The sequence below is a fragment of the Paractinoplanes polyasparticus genome (assembly GCF_019710575.1).
GTDB lineage: Bacteria > Actinomycetota > Actinomycetes > Mycobacteriales > Micromonosporaceae > Actinoplanes > Actinoplanes polyasparticus.
In genome coordinates, this window is the sequence record NZ_JAHWFK010000087.1 from 1 (window position 1) to 18269 (window position 18269).

12 protein-coding genes are annotated in these 18269 nt (G+C 71.6%); 8 read left to right on the top strand and 4 right to left on the bottom strand.

The annotated features are described in order from the left end of the window. Window positions 1-87: 87 nt before the first annotated feature. Complete coding sequence (locus KXC43_RS49500) at window positions 88-5004, top strand: arginase family protein (protein ID WP_221383291.1); 4917 nt, start codon at window positions 88-90, stop codon at window positions 5002-5004. On the opposite strand, the gene KXC43_RS49505 is transcribed toward KXC43_RS49500, so the two are convergent. Together KXC43_RS49505 and KXC43_RS49510 are read right to left on the bottom strand one after the other, a co-directional pair. Then, complete coding sequence (locus KXC43_RS49505) at window positions 5001-5789, bottom strand: alpha/beta fold hydrolase (protein WP_308129618.1); 789 nt, start codon at window positions 5787-5789, stop codon at window positions 5001-5003. The two genes, KXC43_RS49500 and KXC43_RS49505, sit on opposite strands and share 4 nt — an antisense overlap. A 70-nt stretch (window positions 5790-5859) precedes the next feature. After that, window positions 5860-7455 (bottom strand): restriction endonuclease, encoded by a 1596-nt coding sequence (locus KXC43_RS49510; RefSeq protein WP_221383292.1) that lies wholly within the window; start codon window positions 7453-7455, stop codon window positions 5860-5862. A 378-nt stretch (window positions 7456-7833) separates the two neighbouring features. Here KXC43_RS49510 and KXC43_RS49515 point away from each other — a divergent pair, with 378 nt between their 5' ends. The 4 genes from KXC43_RS49515 to KXC43_RS49530 all read left to right on the top strand — a co-directional run bounded on the left by KXC43_RS49515 (window position 7834) and on the right by KXC43_RS49530 (window position 11700). Continuing rightward, window positions 7834-9522 carry an EAL domain-containing protein gene (locus tag KXC43_RS49515; protein ID WP_221383293.1) on the top strand — a complete coding sequence of 563 codons (1689 nt, stop codon included), beginning with the start codon at window positions 7834-7836 and terminating at the stop codon, window positions 9520-9522. 19 nt (window positions 9523-9541) lie between these two features. Beyond that, entirely contained in the window at window positions 9542-9928 is a 387-nt protein-coding gene (locus KXC43_RS49520) for a cupin domain-containing protein (protein ID WP_221383294.1), read from the top strand. 208 nt (window positions 9929-10136) lie between these two features. Next, entirely contained in the window at window positions 10137-10595 is a 459-nt protein-coding gene (locus KXC43_RS49525) for a MarR family winged helix-turn-helix transcriptional regulator (RefSeq protein WP_221383295.1), read from the top strand. 4 nt (window positions 10596-10599) lie between these two features. Continuing rightward, a complete protein-coding gene (locus KXC43_RS49530) occupies window positions 10600-11700 on the top strand; it encodes an S-(hydroxymethyl)mycothiol dehydrogenase (RefSeq protein ID WP_221383296.1) in 1101 nt (366 codons plus the stop codon). Here KXC43_RS49530 and KXC43_RS49535 read toward each other — a convergent pair. Then, window positions 11682-13016: an MGH1-like glycoside hydrolase domain-containing protein gene (locus KXC43_RS49535; RefSeq protein ID WP_221383297.1), complete on the bottom strand. Its 1335-nt coding sequence runs from the start codon at window positions 13014-13016 to the stop codon at window positions 11682-11684. The genes KXC43_RS49530 and KXC43_RS49535 overlap by 19 nt on opposite strands. A 245-nt stretch (window positions 13017-13261) precedes the next feature. Between KXC43_RS49535 and KXC43_RS49540 the strand changes: the two genes are divergently transcribed. After that, a complete protein-coding gene (locus tag KXC43_RS49540; protein ID WP_221383298.1) occupies window positions 13262-14842 on the top strand; it encodes a COG1361 family protein in 1581 nt (526 codons plus the stop codon). Here KXC43_RS49540 and KXC43_RS49545 read toward each other — a convergent pair. Continuing rightward, a complete protein-coding gene (locus KXC43_RS49545; protein ID WP_221383299.1) occupies window positions 14794-15855 on the bottom strand; it encodes a DNA polymerase ligase N-terminal domain-containing protein in 1062 nt (353 codons plus the stop codon). The two genes, KXC43_RS49540 and KXC43_RS49545, sit on opposite strands and share 49 nt — an antisense overlap. Window positions 15856-16045: 190 nt before the next feature. On the opposite strand from KXC43_RS49545, the gene KXC43_RS49550 reads away from it, so the two are divergent. Together KXC43_RS49550 and KXC43_RS49555 are read left to right on the top strand one after the other, a co-directional pair. Beyond that, window positions 16046-17152 carry an FAD-dependent monooxygenase gene (locus tag KXC43_RS49550; RefSeq protein ID WP_221383300.1) on the top strand — a complete coding sequence of 369 codons (1107 nt, stop codon included), beginning with the start codon at window positions 16046-16048 and terminating at the stop codon, window positions 17150-17152. A gap of 137 nt (window positions 17153-17289) precedes the next feature. Continuing rightward, window positions 17290-18269: cbb3-type cytochrome c oxidase subunit I (locus tag KXC43_RS49555; RefSeq protein WP_221383301.1), on the top strand; the 980-nt coding region annotated here is incomplete at its 3' end.

An 18269-nucleotide genomic window follows, 5' to 3' on the forward strand; every position in this document is an offset into this window, starting at 1 on the left:
ACCCCCACCGGCCGTGACGATCACCCGCAGGCGTCACAGTGGATCAGACACAGACCCCCAATACAAAAGATGTCTAGACTTCGGAGGATGGCCGAGCAGCTGGAGTCGCCCACGACGATCCGCGACCGGGCCGTCGCGGTCGCCGACTATCTGCTCGCCGTGCGCTCTCAGATGGAACGGCCCGCCCGGACGCTGCCCGCCGACGCCCTCCGCCTGGACGCTCTGCCGGATCATCCGGCCTGCACCACGAGCCCCGGCAACGAGGCGACGTCCTGGTTGCGGGTGGGGATGCCGACGCTGCCGGGGCCGGTCAGCGTGCCGGCCGAGCTGCGCCGCCGGCTGCGCGGGGAGGTCTCGGCGGCGGCCGAGCCGGCCGCGGCCACCGAGGACGACGAGTTCGCGGTCTGGCGGGACGAGGTCTGGCGGCCCTGGGCGTACGCCACCGGCGAAGCCGAGAAGACCCGGGAGCTGCACCGCCGGCTGTTCGACCTGATGCACCAGCTCGACATGACCGCCGCCACCACCGAGCTGGTCTGGGGCCACGGCCTGCTGCAGACCACGGTCAACGGCGAGCGCGTGCACTACCCGCTGGTCGCGACCCCGGTGCTGATCGAGTACGAGCCCGACCGATCCCTGATCACCGTGTCGCCGGCCGGTCCGTCGCGCCTGCAGACCGATGCCCTCGCTGGGCTCGACGACCGCTATCTGAGCCAGCTCGTCGCGCTGGCCGGGCCGGCCGGCACCCTCGAGGTCGACCTGTGGAACGACCTGGAGCGCCGGGAGCTGTTCGAGCGGGCGCTGGGCCGGCTCGGCCTCGACCGTCTGATCACCGACGAGGAGACGAGCAGTCCACACGTACGGGATTCCGGCGTCCTCTTCGTGCGGCCGAAACAACGCCTGCTGCGCGGCTTCCTCGAGAACCTGCGCGATCGCCTGCTCACCGGTGACACCACCGCGGTCGGGTCGCTGGCCGCGATCGTCGCGCACGAGCCCAGCCGGCTGCGGATGCCCGGCGACGACGAGGATCGCTGGCAGCGCGTCGGCGAGCGCCTGCTCATGCCGCTGCCCACCAACGAGGCGCAGGAATCGATCGCCCGCCGCCTGGCTCTGCACCGCAACGTCGCCGTGCAGGGCCCGCCCGGCACCGGCAAGACCCACACGATCCGCAACCTGATCTGCCATCTCATGGCGAACGGCAAGCGGGTGCTGGTCGTCGCGCAGAAGGAGGATCCGTTGCGGGTGCTCCGCGACGGCCTGCCCGAAGAGATCCGCTCGCTGTGCCTGGCCGTGCTCGGCCGCACCACCGACCAGCTTGTCCAGTTGCAGCTGGCCGCCCGGGAACTCTCCGACCGGGCCGCCACTCTCGACAAGGCGGCGGAGGCCCGGCGGGTCGAGCGGCTCACCGGGTTGCTCGAGGACGCCGAGCGCGAGCTGGCCACGGCACTCGGCGGTCTGCGGGCGATCGCCGAGAACGAGGCGGTCACGTACGTGATCGACGGCGCTCCGATGACGCCGGTCGAGGTGGGTGCGTGGCTGCGCGAGCGCGCCGCCCGCAACGCCGGCATTCCCGACCCGGTCGACGGGCCGCCGCCGCTCGACGGCGCCGAGTTCGGCACCCTGCTCGAGCTGGCTCATGGCCTGAGCCGGGCCGATCGGCAGGCCGCTCTGCAGCCGCTGCCGAACACGGACGATCTACCCTCCGCAGCCGGCGAGCAGCAGCAGCGGGCGGACAGCGACGCGATGGCGACCCAGGTGGCCGAGCTCGCCGCGCGGGGTCTCGCGATCGAGAACGTCCGCCTGGTGAACGTCGCCGCTGTCCGCGACGACCTGCACGACGCGCTGGCCTGGTTGCGCCGCCGCGAGGGCGCGTGGACCGACCGCCTGGGCCGGCTGCTGACCGACCCGCACTGGCGCGCGGTCTGGACCGATCACGTCGCCGCCACCGAGGCGCTGCTGGCCGAGCTGGCCGCACTGACCAGGGTTCTCGCCGGTCACCAGGTGAGCGTCCCCGAGTCGTACGCCTCGGAACCCAAGCGCCTCCTGGCTCAGCTGGCCGAGATCCGCCAGCGGTTCGCGGGCGGCCGCGGTCTGAGCCGGCTCCTCCAGGCGGCGCTGTTCCGGCTGGCCGACGACGTGCGGGTGGACGGCGAGCCGTTGCGCAGCGCCGAGGACGTCGACGTCGCGGCGGCCTGGGTACGCCGCGGTCAGGCCCGCCAGCGGCTCGGCGGACACTGGTCGGAATGGCGGCAGCGGCTCGGCATCGCCCCGCCCGCGGGTGGCTGGGGCGACCCCGAGATCTGGGCCGGCGCGCTGCTCGCCGAGGCGGGGCAGTCGCTCGACTGGGACGTCCGGCACTGGCCCGCCCTGGCCGAGCGGCTCTCTCACCTCGTACCCCAGCACGACCTCGACCTCGACCCCACGCGCCTGGCGCAGGTGGCCGAACTGCTCGACGCCGCACCCGTCGTCTACCGACTGGACAACGTTCAGGCACAGCGAAAATCGACCGCCGAGCGGCTCGAGCCCTGGCCCGACCTCGCGAAGGCGTGGGCGACGCTGACGGGCTGGGACTCCGAGGTCGCCGAGGTCAGACGTCTGGCGGGCCTGCGTCCCGGGGCCGAGCGCTTCACCGCGTTGAAGGGCCGGCTCGCGGAGGCGGCGCCGGAATGGGCCACCCAGATCGACGAGGGCCGCGTCCCGCCGGTCAGCGGGCAGGCCTGCCTGGCGGCTTGGCAGTGGCGGCGCGCGCAGACCTGGTTCGACGACGTGATCGGCCGCGTCGACCCCGCGGTGCTGGCCAAACGGGTCGAGGCGGCCCGCGAGAAGATCCGCCGGCTCACCGCCGATCTCGTGGTGGCGTCGGCCTGGCTCGAGGTGTCGCGCAGCCTCGACGACCGGCGGCGAGCCGCGCTGGCCGACTGGACCACCGCGCTCCGCAAGATCGGCAAAGGCACCGGGCGTACGGCGGCCGCCTGGCAGGCCCACGCGCAGCGTGCCATGGAATCGGCCGTCGAGGCGGTACCGGTCTGGGTCATGTCGGTCGACCGGGCCATCGAGCAGTTCGCCGGGGGCGCCCGCTTCGACGTGGTGATCGTCGACGAGGCGTCGCAGGCCGACCTGTTCGCGCTGCCCGTGCTGTCGCTGGCCGAGCGGGCCGTCGTGGTCGGCGACGACCAGCAGATCGGCCCCCAGCTGGGCTTCGTCGGTCCGGTCACCGGGTTGATCCACAGCCACCTGGACGACGTGCCGTCGGCCGAGCACTTCGACCCCGAGTCGTCGCTCTACGACCACGCGGTGCGCCGGTCGCCCGAGCGGATCCTGCTCACCGAGCACTTCCGGTGCGTGCCGCAGATCATCGAGTTCTCGTCCCGGCACTACTACGACGGCAAGATCATGCCGCTGCGCGCGGACCGGCCGGCATTCACCCCGATTCGTACGGTGTTCCTGCCGGCCGGGGTGCGGCAGCAGCTCAGCGGCTTCGGGGACGTCAACGTGGCCGAGGCCGAGGCGCTGGTCGAGCAGGTCGTCTCGATCGTGCGCGACCCGCGCTACGACGGCCGGACGCTGGGCGTGATCTCGATGTTGAGCACGAGCGGCCAGGCCGGCTACCTGCTGCACCGGCTGCGGGAGGAGATCGGCGAGGACGAGATCCAGGCTCGCCGGCTGCGGGTCGGCGACGCGTACACCTTCCAGGGGGACGAGCGCGACATCGTGCTGGTGTCCATGGTGGTCTCGGACAACGACCCGCGGGTGGCCGCGTTCACCCGGCGCGAGTACCACCGCCGGATCAACGTCGCCGCCTCGCGGGCCCGTGACCAGCTGTGGATCTTCCATTCGGTGCGGCCGGGCTCGCTGCCGGCCGACGACGCGCGGGGCCTTCTTCTCACGTACGCGCTGAATCTCGCCCCCGCCGAGGAGGTGGCCGACCTCGCCGGCCGCTGCGAGAGCGATTTCGAGCGGGACGTGCTCAAGCGGCTGCTGGCCCGCGGGTTCCGCCCGATCCCGCAGTTCCGCATCGGCGCCTACCGGATCGACTTCGTGCTCAACGCGCCGGACGGCCGCCGGCTCGCCATCGAGTGCGACGGCGACGCGTATCACGGCCCGGAGCAGTGGGAGAGCGACATGCGCCGCCAGGCGGTGCTGGAACGGGTCGGCAACTGCGTCTTCGTCCGCATCCGGGGCAGCATCTACGCCCGCGAGCCGGAGGCCGCGATGAGCCCGGTCTGGCAGCGCATAGCCGAGCTCGGGATAACCCCGCCGCCCCGCCGCACGGTGCTCGAGGTGGGCCAGTGGCAGGGTTCGGGCTCGCCCGACGCCCGGCGCCTGGCCGAGGGCGCGGCCGTGCTGGCCTCGTTGATCCCGGCCGACCAGCGGGTGCGGGTGCCGGTGACCGACTCGCTGGCCGCCAACCTCGCCGCGGTTCGCGCCGCCGTGACCGACCCGCCGATGGTGACCGTCGGCGGTGACTGCGGCGTCGAGCTGGCCCCGATCGAGGCGGCGCTCGAGCGGCACGGCGACGGGCTGGTCGTGGTCTGGTTCGACGCGCACGGCGACCTCAACACCCCCGAGTCGTCCCCGTCGGGCGCCTTCCACGGCATGGTGCTGCGCACCCTGCTCGGTGAGGGCCCGCCGGAGCTGGCGCCCCGCCGGACGCTGCGTCCGGCCCAGGTGGTGCTGGCCGGCGTGCGTGCCCTGGACGCCGCCGAGAAGGAGTACATCTCGGACCACGACATCGAGATCGCCGACCTCGAGTCGCTGCCGTCGGTGGTGGCGGCGGCCGGGGCGCGGGCCGTCTACATCCACATCGACCTCGACGTGCTCGACCCGGCGTTCTTCAGCTCGCTGGGCTTCCCCGAGCCCGACGGCGTGCGCCCCGAGCGTCTGGCCGACGCCGTCCGGGCCCTCACCGACCGGTTCCCGCTGGCCGGCCTGGGCATCTGCGAGTACCAGCCGGCCGGCCCGGGCGACCGCGAAGTCCTCGCCGACCTGGTCCGCGCGCTGTTCTAGACCGTCCGCAGGTGCGCGGCGATGGCGTCGGCCGACCGCCGGGGTGAGGTGGTGAGCACGTTGTGCGCGGCCTGCGGCACGGTCATCGTGGTGCCTTTGGTCAGCGCGGTCACCTCCGCCCGCCAGCGCGCCGGGGCGACCGGATCCAGCGCGCCGGCCAGCACGAGCGGCCGCACGGTCAGCTGCATCAGGTCGTCCTCGACAGCGTTGCGCACGGAGTGACCGACGGTCGCGAACACCCGCCAGGGCTTCGCGTCGAGGATGTCGCGGGTCAGGATCGGTGCCTGCCAGGGCGCCTCGACCTGCGTGTCCAGCAGCCAGCGGCCGATCAGCGCGCGGCGGGTGCGGGCGCTCGGATCCGCCGTCGGACTGGCCAGCACCAGGGCGGCCACTGTTCCGGGCTGCCTTACGGCGAGCCGGGCTGCCACCTCGGCGCCGAACGAATGCCCGACCAGCGCCACCCGGTCGAGCCCGCGGGCCACCAGCCAGGCCGCCACGACGTCGGCGTGTTCGCCCACGTCGTACGCCCGGGCCGGTTTGTCGCTGCGCCCGAAGCCCGCCAGGTCGGGCACCACGACGGGATGCCGGTCGGCCAGGGCGCGCGCCGCCGGCAGCAGGTAGCGGTGCGACACGGCCAGCCCGTGCAGCATCACCACCGGCAGCCCCGGCGCGCTCTCGTCCGCGCGATCGTGGACGTCGAGGCCCCGCGCCCGCGTCCACCGGCTCGGAAAAGCGCTCAGGACTTCGGCGATGGCTCGGCCTCGGGGTGCATCGGATGGTGTCACGTCCTACCCGACTACCCGATCACCGGTCAGACATGCCGGTTTCGCCGTCTCTCCGTGAACTGCCGGACGGCTACGCCGTCCGTTCGATCCGGGCCTTCACCCGGCAGTAGTTCGAGAGCAGCGTGACCAGGGCCGGGCCGTCGATCAGCTCGAGCGGGCGGCCGGCCACGGCGTCGTACGCCTCGGGGTCGATGCCGCCCAGCGAGACCAGAATGCCCTTGGTCGCGCCGGCTGCCGTGACCGCGCCGGCCAGCGCGTGCACCGCGGCCGAGCCCGTCGCCGGGCCACGCACCGCGAAGATCACCACCTGGCCCCCGAAGACCGGGCGCGGGTCGGTGGCCAGCCAGCGGGTGCCCAGGTCGGTGCGGGTGGCCGCGCCCATCTCGAGCCCCATCACGCCGAAGAGGTCGGCCAGCTGCTGTTCCCAGGCCGCCTCGCTCAGGGTCACCAGGTTGGGGCGCTCGTCGATCTCGGCGAGGACGTTGAACTCCTCGGTGAAGTCGCGGTCGGCGTCCTCATCGAAGTCGATCTTGCTGGTGACCGCGGCGAGTTCGTCGGGGGCGGCGGAGAGCGCGCCCTCGAGATGTTTCACGCAGGCCACCGGGTCGACCCGGCGCAGCTTGATGGCGGCGAAGGTCTCGCGGGTGGTCTGCACCGAGACCAGGGTGGGGCGCACGAACCGGCCGGTGCGCCGGTCGATGGTGTCGACGATCCCGTTGAACGACACCTGCCGGACCAGGCCGCCGCGGTCGGCCTCGATGACCTCGTGGATGGTCCGCAGGGTCACCCGGGCGATCACCTCGACATAGCGCCGCCGCACGTCGGACTCGTCGCGCGGGATCGCCGTCACGTCGTCGCGGAAGCGGTCGTAGCGGTACTCCTTGATCTGGGGCACCACCTCGACCGGGGGCAGGTGGTACTCGATCAGCAGGTGGCGCTGCTTGGGCAGGTAGGCCAGGCGGAAGTGCTGCGGGAAGTCGTCGGGGTAGACGGAGTTGCCGAGCACCATCGCGAAGTACTCGACCACCGAGGCCGGGTCGGCGCCGGCCACCGCGGCGGCGAAACGGTCGACCTCGGCGTTGTACGCGGTGATCCTGGCCTCGTACTTGCGCAGGCTCTCCTCGTACGCCCGCTGGCGCACCACCAACTGGCGCTTGCGCCGCTGCTCGGCCTCGACCCACCGGACGCGCGCCTCGTCGAAGGCGCGCTGAGCGCTCGCCGCCTGTTGCTGCCACAGCCGGTCGCCACCCAGGATCTTGCCGACGCCGCGCGGCTGCGGCGGCACGTAGCTGTCCCACCGGGGCTCGGGCGCCGGGCGGCCCAGTGGTCCCGGGTCGAACGGCGGCACCTCCACCGGCTTCTTGAACAGTTGCAGGTCGATGTGGTCGTCGACGTCGAGCGTCGAGAGCAGCAGACCGTCGAGATCGCTGAGCCGGGCCCGGATCTCGGCGTTGGCCGCGGCGGTGTCGGCCGTCTTGGCCTCCACGTACAGCCGCTGGTGCTCGCGTTTACGGTCGACGTCGCCCGCGGCCTGTTGCGCGGCGGCGATCGCGTGATCGGCGTTGCGCCGGATCAGATCGCGCTGCTGCGCGGCCGCGGTGTTGGCCCGCTGGTCGGCGAACGCCTGTGTGGCGTGCACCCGCTGCATGTCCCGAATGATGCCCATGCCTCGTCCTCGCTCGGCGTATGTCCAATCGCCACCATATCCATCCCTAATCGGATCAAGTCACTCGACGCAGCCTTGCGAGTGCGTTGCGTGCATGACCAGGGGTTCGGGCGGGTAGCAATCGCACATGGTTCCGCGACCGGCACTGGTAGTGACTGTCCGTCATGGAAAAGCGCGCCTTTCCGGGGCGGAACTACGCAGCGCAGTGGTCAACCGATCAGGCAATTCCCTACTCTGATCGGGCGAGAAGGTGCTGCTCGGGGTTTTGTTGGGGAGGTCGGCAAAACATTGGGGCGGCCGTCCCCTGTTATCTCGACCCCGTGACCGGTCGTAATAGTTCAGGGGCGTGGGGACACTCTGGGGGGAGGTGGCGGCCGCATGGCGGCACCTGAGGAATGGCAGCGCGTGCCGTTGCCGCGTCAGCCGGCCGAGGACCGAGCCGCCTGGTTCTCCTACTCGGCCACCGGTGACCGCATCGTCTGGTCGGCCGCGCTGCGCGCCATGCTGGGCGACCCGCCCGGCCGGGACGAGATCAGCCGCAAGATTCTCGTCCGCTACGTGCACCGCGACGACCACGCCGAGGCGCTCTCGGCCATCACCCGCGCGTGGACCACCCGGGCCCAGGCGCGCACGACGATCCGGCTGATGCGCGCCGACGGCGGCTGGTTCGACGTGGACTGCCGGATCGACCCGGTGAAGAGCCCCGACGGCACCGTCCGGGGCATCCGCGGCACGGTGACCGATGTCTCGGTCCGGGAACGCGCGCGCCGCGAGACCGACCGGCTGGCCCGGCGCGGCGAGACCGTGCAGGCCTCGCTGGTCGAGCCGGACCCGGCGACCGGCCTGCTCACCCGGGCGCGGTTCGCCGACGAGATCGACCGCGCGCTGCGTCGCGGCGGCGGCGCCGTGCTGGTCATCCGGGTGCAACCCGCGCAGTCCGGCGTGGACGACGACACGGTCCGTCCCGAGCGCAACGCCGACCTGTTGCACCGGGCGGCGCGCGTGGTCGAGGGTGTGATGCAGCAGGGCGCGATGCTGGGCCGGGTCGGGTCCAACGAGATCGGCGTGCTGCTGCCCGGCACCAGCTGGCCGATGGCCCGGCGCGAGGCCGAACTGCTGGTCGAGGCGCTGCGGGCGCAGACGTTCGTGCTGCCCGACACCTGGCTGCGGGCGCAGGCGTGGGGCGGGCTCGTGCGGTTCACGCCCGACGGCGACGCCGGCAGCCACGAGCTGCTGATCGACGCCGAGCACGCCTGGCGGCAGTCGCGCGAGGGCGTCGTGGCGCTGACCCTGATCCCGCACCCGGTGCCGGCCCGCGACCGGCAGGGCTCGTACCGCAGCCGGGTCGCGGACGCCCTCGACACCGACCGCTTCACCCTCTACGCCCAGCCGATCCTCGAGCTGCAGAGCAACGAGGTGACCCGGCACGAGCTGCTGCTGCGGGTGCTCGACGAGGCGGACGGACCGCAGTCGCCGATCCAGGTGCTCGACATCGCCGAGCGCCTCGACGCGGTCTTCGACATCGACCTGTGGGTGGTCGAGCGGGCCATGCAGCTCGCAGCCGACCAGCCCGGCACCTGCCTGCAGATCAACCTCTCGGGCCGCTCGGTCGGCGACCCCCGGCTCACCGACGAGGTCACCCGGCTCATCGAGCGCTACGAGGTGAAGCCCGAGCAGCTCACCTTCGAGATCACCGAGACCGCCCTGATCGGCAACCTGAGCGAGGCGCGCCGGTTCGCCGACCGGGTCCGCGAGCTCGGTTGCGAGCTGGCCCTGGACGACTTCGGCTCCGGCTACGCGTCCTTCCGCTATCTGCGGATCTTCCCGATCGACCTGGTGAAGATCGATGGCGAGTACGTGGTCGATCTGGTCGACAACCCGCAGGACCAGGTGCTGGTGCGGGCGCTGGTGCAGGTGTGCCAGGCGTACGGGATCCACACCGTGGCCGAGTTCGTGCAGGACGAGCCGACCCTGCGGCTGCTGCGCGAGCTGGGCGTCGACTACGTGCAGGGCTATCTGATCGGGCGCCCGGCGCCGGTCGTCGAAGGCCGGTTGCGTACGCCCTGAGCGGGGTATAAGGCCGGGCATGGAGCACTACACGATCGCCACCGTTGCCGAGCAGAGCCCCGACTTCCGCCGCGTGCTCTGGACGGGGAAGCACACCCAGCTCGTGATCATGACGATTCCGCCGGACGGCGAGATCGGCGAGGAGGTCCACGAGGTGGATCAGATCCTCACCTTCGTCAGCGGCACGGGCAAGGCCATCGTGTCGGGACAGGAGCGCAACGTCGCTCAGGGCGATCTGGTCGTCGTCCCGGCCGGCCGCAAGCACAACTTCCTCAACACCGGGCCGAACCCGCTGGTCCTCTACACCGTCTACGGCCCGCCGGAGCACGCCGACGGCGCGGTGCACAAGACGAAGGAAGAAGCCGACCGGCTCGAGGAAGCGGGCAAGGACGAACCGCCCGCCTGAGCATGAGCCAAGAGGTAGCACGACGCCGGCGCCGGACGTGGCCCCCCAGCCGAACCGGCGCCGGCGTCGTGCCGTTCTGGTGTGCCCCGGTGGAAGTTCCAGCGCAGCGTACTAGGGACAACGTCGGTCGTCGATCGCTTCGGCACCCGTCCGGGGCAACCTTGACCCGGATCGTGACCTGGGGCGGCCGCGCTACTAACCTTCCTCCATGGAAGAGCAGCCCCGCTGGTTGACCGACGAGCAGCAGCAGACCTGGCGGCGCTTCATCGAGGTGCTGATCAGGGTGCCCGCCGCGCTCGAGGCGCAGCTCCAGCGCGACGCGGGTCTGACGCACATGGGCTACATCGTGCTCGTGAGCCTGAGCGAGCAGCCCGACCGGCGGCTGGCGATGAGCAAGCTGGCCAAGGCCGTGAGCGCGTCGCTGTCCCGTCTCTCGCACGTCATCGCCCGCCTCGAGGGTCAGGGCTGGGTCCGCCGCGAGCGTGACCCGCAGGACGGCCGGGTGCAGATCGCCGTGCTGACCGAGGACGGCTTCACCAAGATCAAGGAATCGGCGCCGGGCCACGTCGAGGCAGTGCAGCAGCTGGTCTTCGACCGGCTCTCCCCGGCCCAGGTCCGCCAGCTCAACAAGCTCGCCGAAACTCTGCTCGATCAGCCCCTAGGCTGAGCGGATGAGTCAGCGAGTTCAGGGCGTCATCGCCCGCAGCAAGGGTGCCCCGGTTGAGCTCACCACCATCGTGGTGCCCGATCCCGGGCCCGGTGAGGCCGTGGTCGCGATCCAGGCGTGCGGGGTGTGCCACACCGACCTGCACTATCGCGAGGGCGGCATCAACGACGACTTCCCGTTCCTGCTCGGTCACGAGGCGGCCGGTGTGGTCGAGTCGATCGGCGCCGGGGTCACCGATGTCGCGCCCGGCGATTTCGTGGTGCTGAACTGGCGGGCCGTCTGCGGCGTCTGCCGGGCCTGCAAAAAGGGCAAGCCGTGGTACTGCTTCGCCACGCACAACGCGACCCAGAAGATGACGCTGGAGGACGGCACCGAGCTGTCACCGGCCCTGGGCATCGGCGCGTTCGTCGAGAAGACGCTCGTACACGCGGGACAGTGCACAAAGGTCGACCCGCGGGCCCGGGCGGCCGCGGTGGGCCTGCTCGGCTGCGGCGTGATGGCCGGCATCGGCGCGGCCATCAACACCGGCGGCGTGACCCGGGGCGACTCGGTCGCGGTGATCGGCTGCGGCGGCGTGGGCGACGGCGCGGTGGCCGGTGCGGCGCTGGCCGGGGCGACCACGATCATCGCGATCGACACCGACGACCAGAAGCTCGAATGGGCGCGCGGATTCGGCGCGACCCACACGATCAACGCGCGCGGCGTGGACGTCGTCGAAAAGGTCAAGGAGCTGACCGGGGGCTTCGGGGCCGACGTGGTGGTCGAGGCGGTCGGCCGGCCCGAGACGTACGAGCAGGCCTTCTACGCCCGCGACCTGGCCGGCACGGTCGTGCTGGTCGGCGTGCCCACCCCCGACATGAAAATCGAACTGCCCCTGCTCGAGATCTTCGGGCGCGGCGGCGCGCTCAAGTCCAGCTGGTACGGCGACTGCCTGCCGAGCCGCGACTTCCCGATGCTCACCGAGCTCTACCTGCAGGGCCGCCTCGACCTGGACGCCTTCGTGACCGAGGAGATCCCGCTCGGCGGGGTCGAGGAGGCCTTCAACAAGATGCACAGCGGCGGCGTGCTGCGCTCGGTCGTCGTCTTTCAGGCCGCTCTCGCGTAGGCCGGCACGGAACGGTCGGCCAGCAGGTCGAGGGCCAGGGCGGCGGTCCAGCTGAAGGTGGGCGCGCCCAGGCCCTCGCCGGTCGCCGGGTGGAAGTACTCGAAGTGGCCGTGCTGATGCACCAGCCGAACCATTGCCGCGCGCAGCTCCTCGGCCTCGTCGCGCCGGCCGTGCACGAGCAGGCCGCGCCGCAGCAGCCAGTTCACGTTGATCCAGACTGGGCCGCGCCAGTAGCGCATCGTGTCGAAATCGGCGGCCGTGCGGTCGTAGCTCGGCGCCGGGAACCCGAACCGGGCCGACCTCGTCTCGGTGAGCACGCCCTCGACGTGCTCGGCCGGCAGATCGGGCAGCAGCAGGGGCATCAGCCCACTCACGCAGCGCGCCGGGCTCAGCGTGCCGGTGCGCAGGTCGCGCGCGTGGAAGGTGCGCGTCCGCGGATCCCAGAGGCGGGCCACGATCGCGTCGGTGATGCGGTGGGCCCGCTCGCGGTGGACAGCAGCTTCGGCCGTACGCCCGAGAACCCCGGCAATCTGGGCCAGGGCCAGCTCGGCGGCGCCGAGGATCGCGTTGAACGACGGGCACTCCACCGCGAAGTCGTGCCGGGACAGCAGATCGGTGTCCGAGTAGCTCTCGGCGCGGTAGCTGAGGACCAGGCCGACGTACCGGGAGTAGTCGCGGTCGGTCGGGCGGTGCGCCGCGTCGGCGACGTCGAGATCGCGCCGCCGGTAGGTGGTGAGCAGCGAGAGATCGGCGGGCACGCCGGCCATCGCGGCATCCCAGGCCGGGCTGTTGTCCAGACCCGATTCCCAGGGGTGCACGATGCTCGCCAGGCCGGCGCCGCCCAGGTTGCGACGGGTGGTCAGGTAGTTCTGCTGGGCGACCAGACGCGGATAGAGCCACTCCAGCTCGGCCCGGGCCTCCTGCACGCAGGCCGCGCCGTGGGCCGAGGCGCGCCGGTAGACCTTCCAGGCCGCCACGGCGTGCAGCGGCGGCTGGACGATGCCGGTGCTTCCGTTGGCCGGCCTGGCCCCGTACGCCGGAACGCCCCAGAAGGCGGGACCGGGGAAGTAGTCGGCTTCGGCGGTGGCGGGGTCGAAGACGATGTGCGGCACCCGGCCGTCGGGCCATTGCGCCTCGAACAGGCTGTGCAGGTCGCGCCAGGCGCGCCCGGGATTGACGTAGGCGAGCCCGATCGCTATGAAGGCGGTGTCCCAGCTCCACTGATGGGGATAGAGGCGGCGGGAGGGGACCATGTGGTCGCCCGACCAGTTGGTCTCGAGGACGCTGGCGGCGGAGTTCCAGAGTTCGGCAGACATCTCGGTCACGGGTGCGTAGGGCCGGGGAGCTTCGGGGTGCATCTAATCAGAGGACCTTTCCGGTGCGGGCGCCGGTAAACCCCGGTATCGGGTTGCCGGACCTGCATGCTTTCGGTTCTGCCCGGTTCGGGACGGACCGCGGGTGCGCCGGCCACCCGATAACGATTGGGTAACCGGCGTACGCCGGCCCGGCCGGAGACCTACGCTGCGCGGGTCTCGATGTTCGGGTCACACGGAGGTCCCCGGTGCATCCACCCCTCGTACGCCGCCTGTTCGCAGTTCTGGCCGCCATCACCCTGATTTTTGTGTCGGCGCCGGCCGTTCAGGCCGCACCGGCCAAGGCGAGGGTCGACCTCTACGTCAAGAACTACACCCTCGCGCCGGGCAGCGGGCTCCTGCTCCACACGCTGCTCTTCGCCGACCGGCGGCTGCCGGTGGGCCGGGGCGACGTCAGCCTCGTGTACCGGTTCGTCGACCAGGGCCCCGGCTTGCACCTGCAGGAGGCCGGCACCCCGAACAACTGCAGCGTCCGGCAGCCCGACCTGCTCGAGCTGACCTGCGGCGCCGATGTCGAGGCGCTCACACCGGCCGGTGTCGAGTCCAACGTCGTCGGCTACGTGGAAGCCGGGGACGACGCGGTCGTGGGGCGGGTCGGCATGCTGACGGCGACGATGACGGTCAAGGGCTACGCCCCGGTCACCCGTACGGCCCGGATCCGGATCGGCGAGCGGGTCGGCCTCACCGCCACCGACAGTGCCCAGGACACGTCGGCCGCGCCCGGCGGTCCGGTCGACGTGCCGCTGACGATCACCAACACGGGCTCGGCGCCGATCCGGGGGACGGGGCTCGGCGCGTACTCGCAGTACTCGTTCGAGAGCCGCACCCGGTTCAGCAACTGTTACTACCTCGGCGGCGAGCTGCGTGGCTGCGTGTTCGACCAGACGCTGGCGCCCGGCGCCACCTATCGGGTCACGCTGCCGCTGCGGATGCGCGCGGACACGTACGCGCCGAGCTTGCAGTACGGCGACTGGCAGTGGATGACCAAGGACGAGTTCGACGATGCCCGGCAGTACGTGGAGAAGGGCGGCTTCGAACCGCTCGGCACGCCCGGCCGGGGCGGTGTGCTGCGTCTGACCCCGCTGGCCACGGCCAAGGCCGACCCGCCGCAGGCGCTCGAGGAGTACGTGTCGGACGGGCTGGTCGTCTCGGTCACCGGCAGGCAATCCACCGACCTGGCCGCGGTGGGCGCCCGGGCGGCCGGCAGGAAGGGCACGGTCGTCCCGGTCAAGGTCGGCATCCGCAACGACGGGCCGTCCACCATCGACCGCACCCGCGTCAACGCGCCGTGGCCGAACGCCCGGGTCTTCATCCCGAAGGGCACGACCGCGGTGCGCGTGCCGGACATCTGCTTCCCGGTGACCGACCGCGGGGTGGTCGACTACGGCAACGGCGGAAAGCCGGGTGAGCTGCGTTACAGCTGCTACCTCGACCTGCTGCTGAAGGTCGGCTTCGTCGACCCGCTCACCTTCGGACTGCGGGTCGATCAGGTCATCCCCGGCGCTGTCGGCTCGGTGAAGGTGGACGCGCCGGCCGAGGAGCTGAACAAGGCCAACAACTCGGCCTACATCGTGATCAACGGAGCCGGGCCCACGCCCGCTGCACCTACGCCCGCCGCACCCCCGGCCGGGGGTCAGGGTGGCGGTGGCGGCCTCCCCATCACCGGGCCCGGTGGCGCGGTCTCTGTCGGGGTGGCGCTGCTCCTCGTCGGACTTGTGCTCTACGCCGGGACGGTCAGCCACAGGCGGCTGCGGCGGCCGGGCAGGTAGGGGGAGTCGAGACGCTTCGCGACGACCCCGCGCAGGCCCTGCGCGACGGCCGCCTCCAGGGCGAACTGCCCGCCACCGGGGAAGTAGGGCGGGGTCTGCCAGTGCTCGCCGTCGATGGCGAGCCCGTCCAGGAGCTCACGGCGCTCGGCGTAGCGCAGCGCCTCGACCGTGCTGTGCCCTTCGAGCCACAGCAGGTCGTAGGCCAGGAAGTACACCGGGGTGCGCTCGGCCGCCCGCTTGGCGGCCGCTGAATCCTTCGGAGCCCGGCGGCGCTCCAACAGCGTGGGATCGGGCAGGGTCACGATCTCGCCGTCGAGCACCGCCTCGACCGGCGCCAGGGCCGGGCCGAGCGGCCGGACCTCCGGGTACCAACTCGTCACGTCCTCGCCGTCGGCGTCGAGCAGGCGTACGCGGCCACCGGAGACGTAAGCGACGACCCGCCGCCCGCCCCACGCCAGCTCGTAGCCCCAGTCGGCGTCCTCCCGATCGGGTGGCAGGCTCTTCGCGGGCATGGCCAGCATGGGAGCGACGAGATCGGGCATCGGTTCCCAGCCCGGCTCGGGCGGGTCCATCCGGCGGACCATCCAGTCGTTGCCGCCGGTCTGGAAGAACACGTAGCGCCCGGTCGTGCGGCCGCCGTGGAAGGTCACGCCGATCTCGTCGTCGCGCCACTTGCCGGTCTCGTAGGTGCCGCTGTCGAAGATCGTCATGCGGCCGCCGCCGTACTCGCCGGCCGGGATCTCACCGGCGAAATCGAGGTATTCCAGCGGGTGGTCCTCGGTGTGTTTGGCGAGGTTGTTGCGGCCCTGATCGCGCGGGAGCCCGCGCGGCACGGCGAACGAGACGAGGACGCCGTCGCGCTCCAGCCGGACGTCCCAGTGGAGGCTGCGGGCGTGGTGCTGCTGGATGACGAACCGGTGGGATGCGCTCGGCGGCGGCGCCTGTTCCGGAACGGGCTCCGGCGTGCGCGCCGCATCCCGCTTGCGCCGGTAGTCCGCGAGACGGTCCGTCATGGCTCCATTGTCTTCCCGGCCGGCGCCCGAAATACACGGGCGTAATTCATCCCAGCTGTGTGCGAGAGTGGGGGCATGGTAGCCAAGGGAACAATTCGGATCTCTCGATGATCCCGGGTTTCACCCGACAGTGGCGCGGGGTAGTGTCTTGGCTCCGGCTCGTGTCCGACGGGTGGGAGGCAAGGCTGCGATGACATTGCGCATCCTGGTGGTGGGCGCCGGAATCGCCGGGCTGTCCGCCGCGCGTGCCCTGCGGCTCGCCGGGTTCCGGCCCGATGTGGTCGAGGAACTGCCGGCCACCATGCTGCCGGGCGCCGGCATCTACCTGCCGGGCAACGCGTTGCGCGCCCTGCGCCAGCTCGGCCTCGACGCCCCGCTGCGCCCGCTGGGCGATCTCATCTTCCGCCAGGTCTTCCTCGACTCGCGGGGCCGCGAGCTCTTCGAGATGGATGTGGCCGGCCTCTGGGCCGGCGTCGGCGAGTCCCGCGCGCTGTCCCGGGCCGACCTGCAGCAGGTTCTGCTCACCAGCGTCGGCGGCGAGGTGCGTTACGACACGGCCGTGCGCGGCCTCGAGATCTTCGACCAGACCGCCAAGGTCGAGTTCGGCGACGGCCGCGTCGCGGAATACGACCTGGTGGTCGGGGCCGACGGGCGCCGCTCCACGATCCGGGCCCAGGCCGGCCTGGGCGGCCCGGCCGTGCCCACCGGCCAGATCGTCTACCGCTCGGTCGTCACCGGCGGGCCGCCGCTCAGCGACTGGACGGCTCTGCTCGGGCGCCGGTCCTCCTTCGTGGCCATGCCGATGGGCGGCCGCAAGCTCTACTTCCACGCCGACGAGACCGCCCCCGACGCGCCCAACCCCGACGACCCGCTGGCCCGCGTGCGCGAGTTGTTCGGCACGTTCGCCGGCCCCGTGCCGGCGATCCTCCAGGCGCTCGAGAAGGTGCAGGTCGCGCGCACCGACGAGGTCGTGCTCGAGCGCTGGTCGACCGGACCGGTGGTGCTGCTGGGTGATGCTGCCCACGCCACCGCGCCCACCCTGGCCCAGGGCGCCGCCATGTCTTTCGAGGATGCCGTCGTCCTCGGCGAGGAGCTGCGGAAGCTCCCGGACGACATTCCGGCCGTGCTCCGGGCGTACGAGGAAAGGCGCCGCCCGCGCTGCGCCGAGGTCCGCGATCGCACCCGTGAGCGCGATCGCACCCGCGACGTTCCGCCCGCGCTGCGCGACCCGATGCTCCGCAGGCGTGGCCTGCGGATCTTCTCCGACCAGTACAGCGCGCTGGTGCAGCCCGCCTAGGCGATGGCACAAACCCCGGTTGACCTCTTTGGTCACCCCGCGCCCGCGGTAGGTCGGTGGGGGACTATTCTGCCTGCGAGGTACGCCTTTCACTTCCGGCGTACTGAGAGGGACGAACGAGACAACGGAGGCTATTCGTGACGACCGTTGCGCCTAAGCCGATCGTGACCCGGCCATACCCGGTCCGGCGGCAGGTCAAGGGTTCGGCACTCGCCCGGATCCTGCGCACGACGGACGCGAAGCAGATCGGGATCATGTACATGATCACGGCCTTCGTGTTCTACATGCTCGGCGGCCTCATGGCGCTGCTGATGCGCACCGAGCTGGCGCGGCCGGGCATGCAGTTGCTCTCGCCCGAGCAGTACAACCAGCTGTTCACGATGCACGGCACGATCATGCTGCTGTTCTTCGCGACGCCGATCGTGTTCGCCTTCGCGAACTTCGTGGTGCCGATCCAGATCGGCGCGCCCGACGTGGCGTTCCCGCGGCTCAACGCGTTCGCGTACTGGCTCTACCTGTTCGGCGGCACGATCACCATCAGCGGGTTCTTCACCCCCGGCGGCGCGGCCGACTTCGGCTGGTTCGCCTACACCCCGCTGAGCGACGGGCTGCACTCGCCCGGCGTCGGCGGCAACATGTGGGTCGTCGGCCTCGCCCTCTCGGGTCTGGGCACGATCCTCGGTGGCGTCAACCTGATCACCACGGTGCTCACCCTGCGCGCCCCCGGCATGACGATGTTCCGCATGCCGATCATGACGTGGAACATCCTCGTCACCAGCCTTCTGGTGATCATGGTCTTCCCGTTCCTGGCGGCCGCGCTGTTCGCCCTCGCCGCCGACCGCGTGCTCGGCGCCCACGTCTTCGACGTGGACACGGGCGGACCGATGCTGTGGCAGCACCTCTTCTGGTTCTTCGGCCACCCCGAGGTCTACATCGTGGCGCTGCCGTTCTTCGGCATCATCACCGAGGTCATCCCGGTCTTCAGCCGCAAGCCGGTCTTCGGCTACAAGGGCCTGGTCGCCGCCACGCTGCTGATCGCCGCCCTGTCGATGTCGGTGTGGGCGCACCACATGTTCGTCACCGGCCAGGTGCTGCTGCCGTTCTTCAGCTTCCTGAG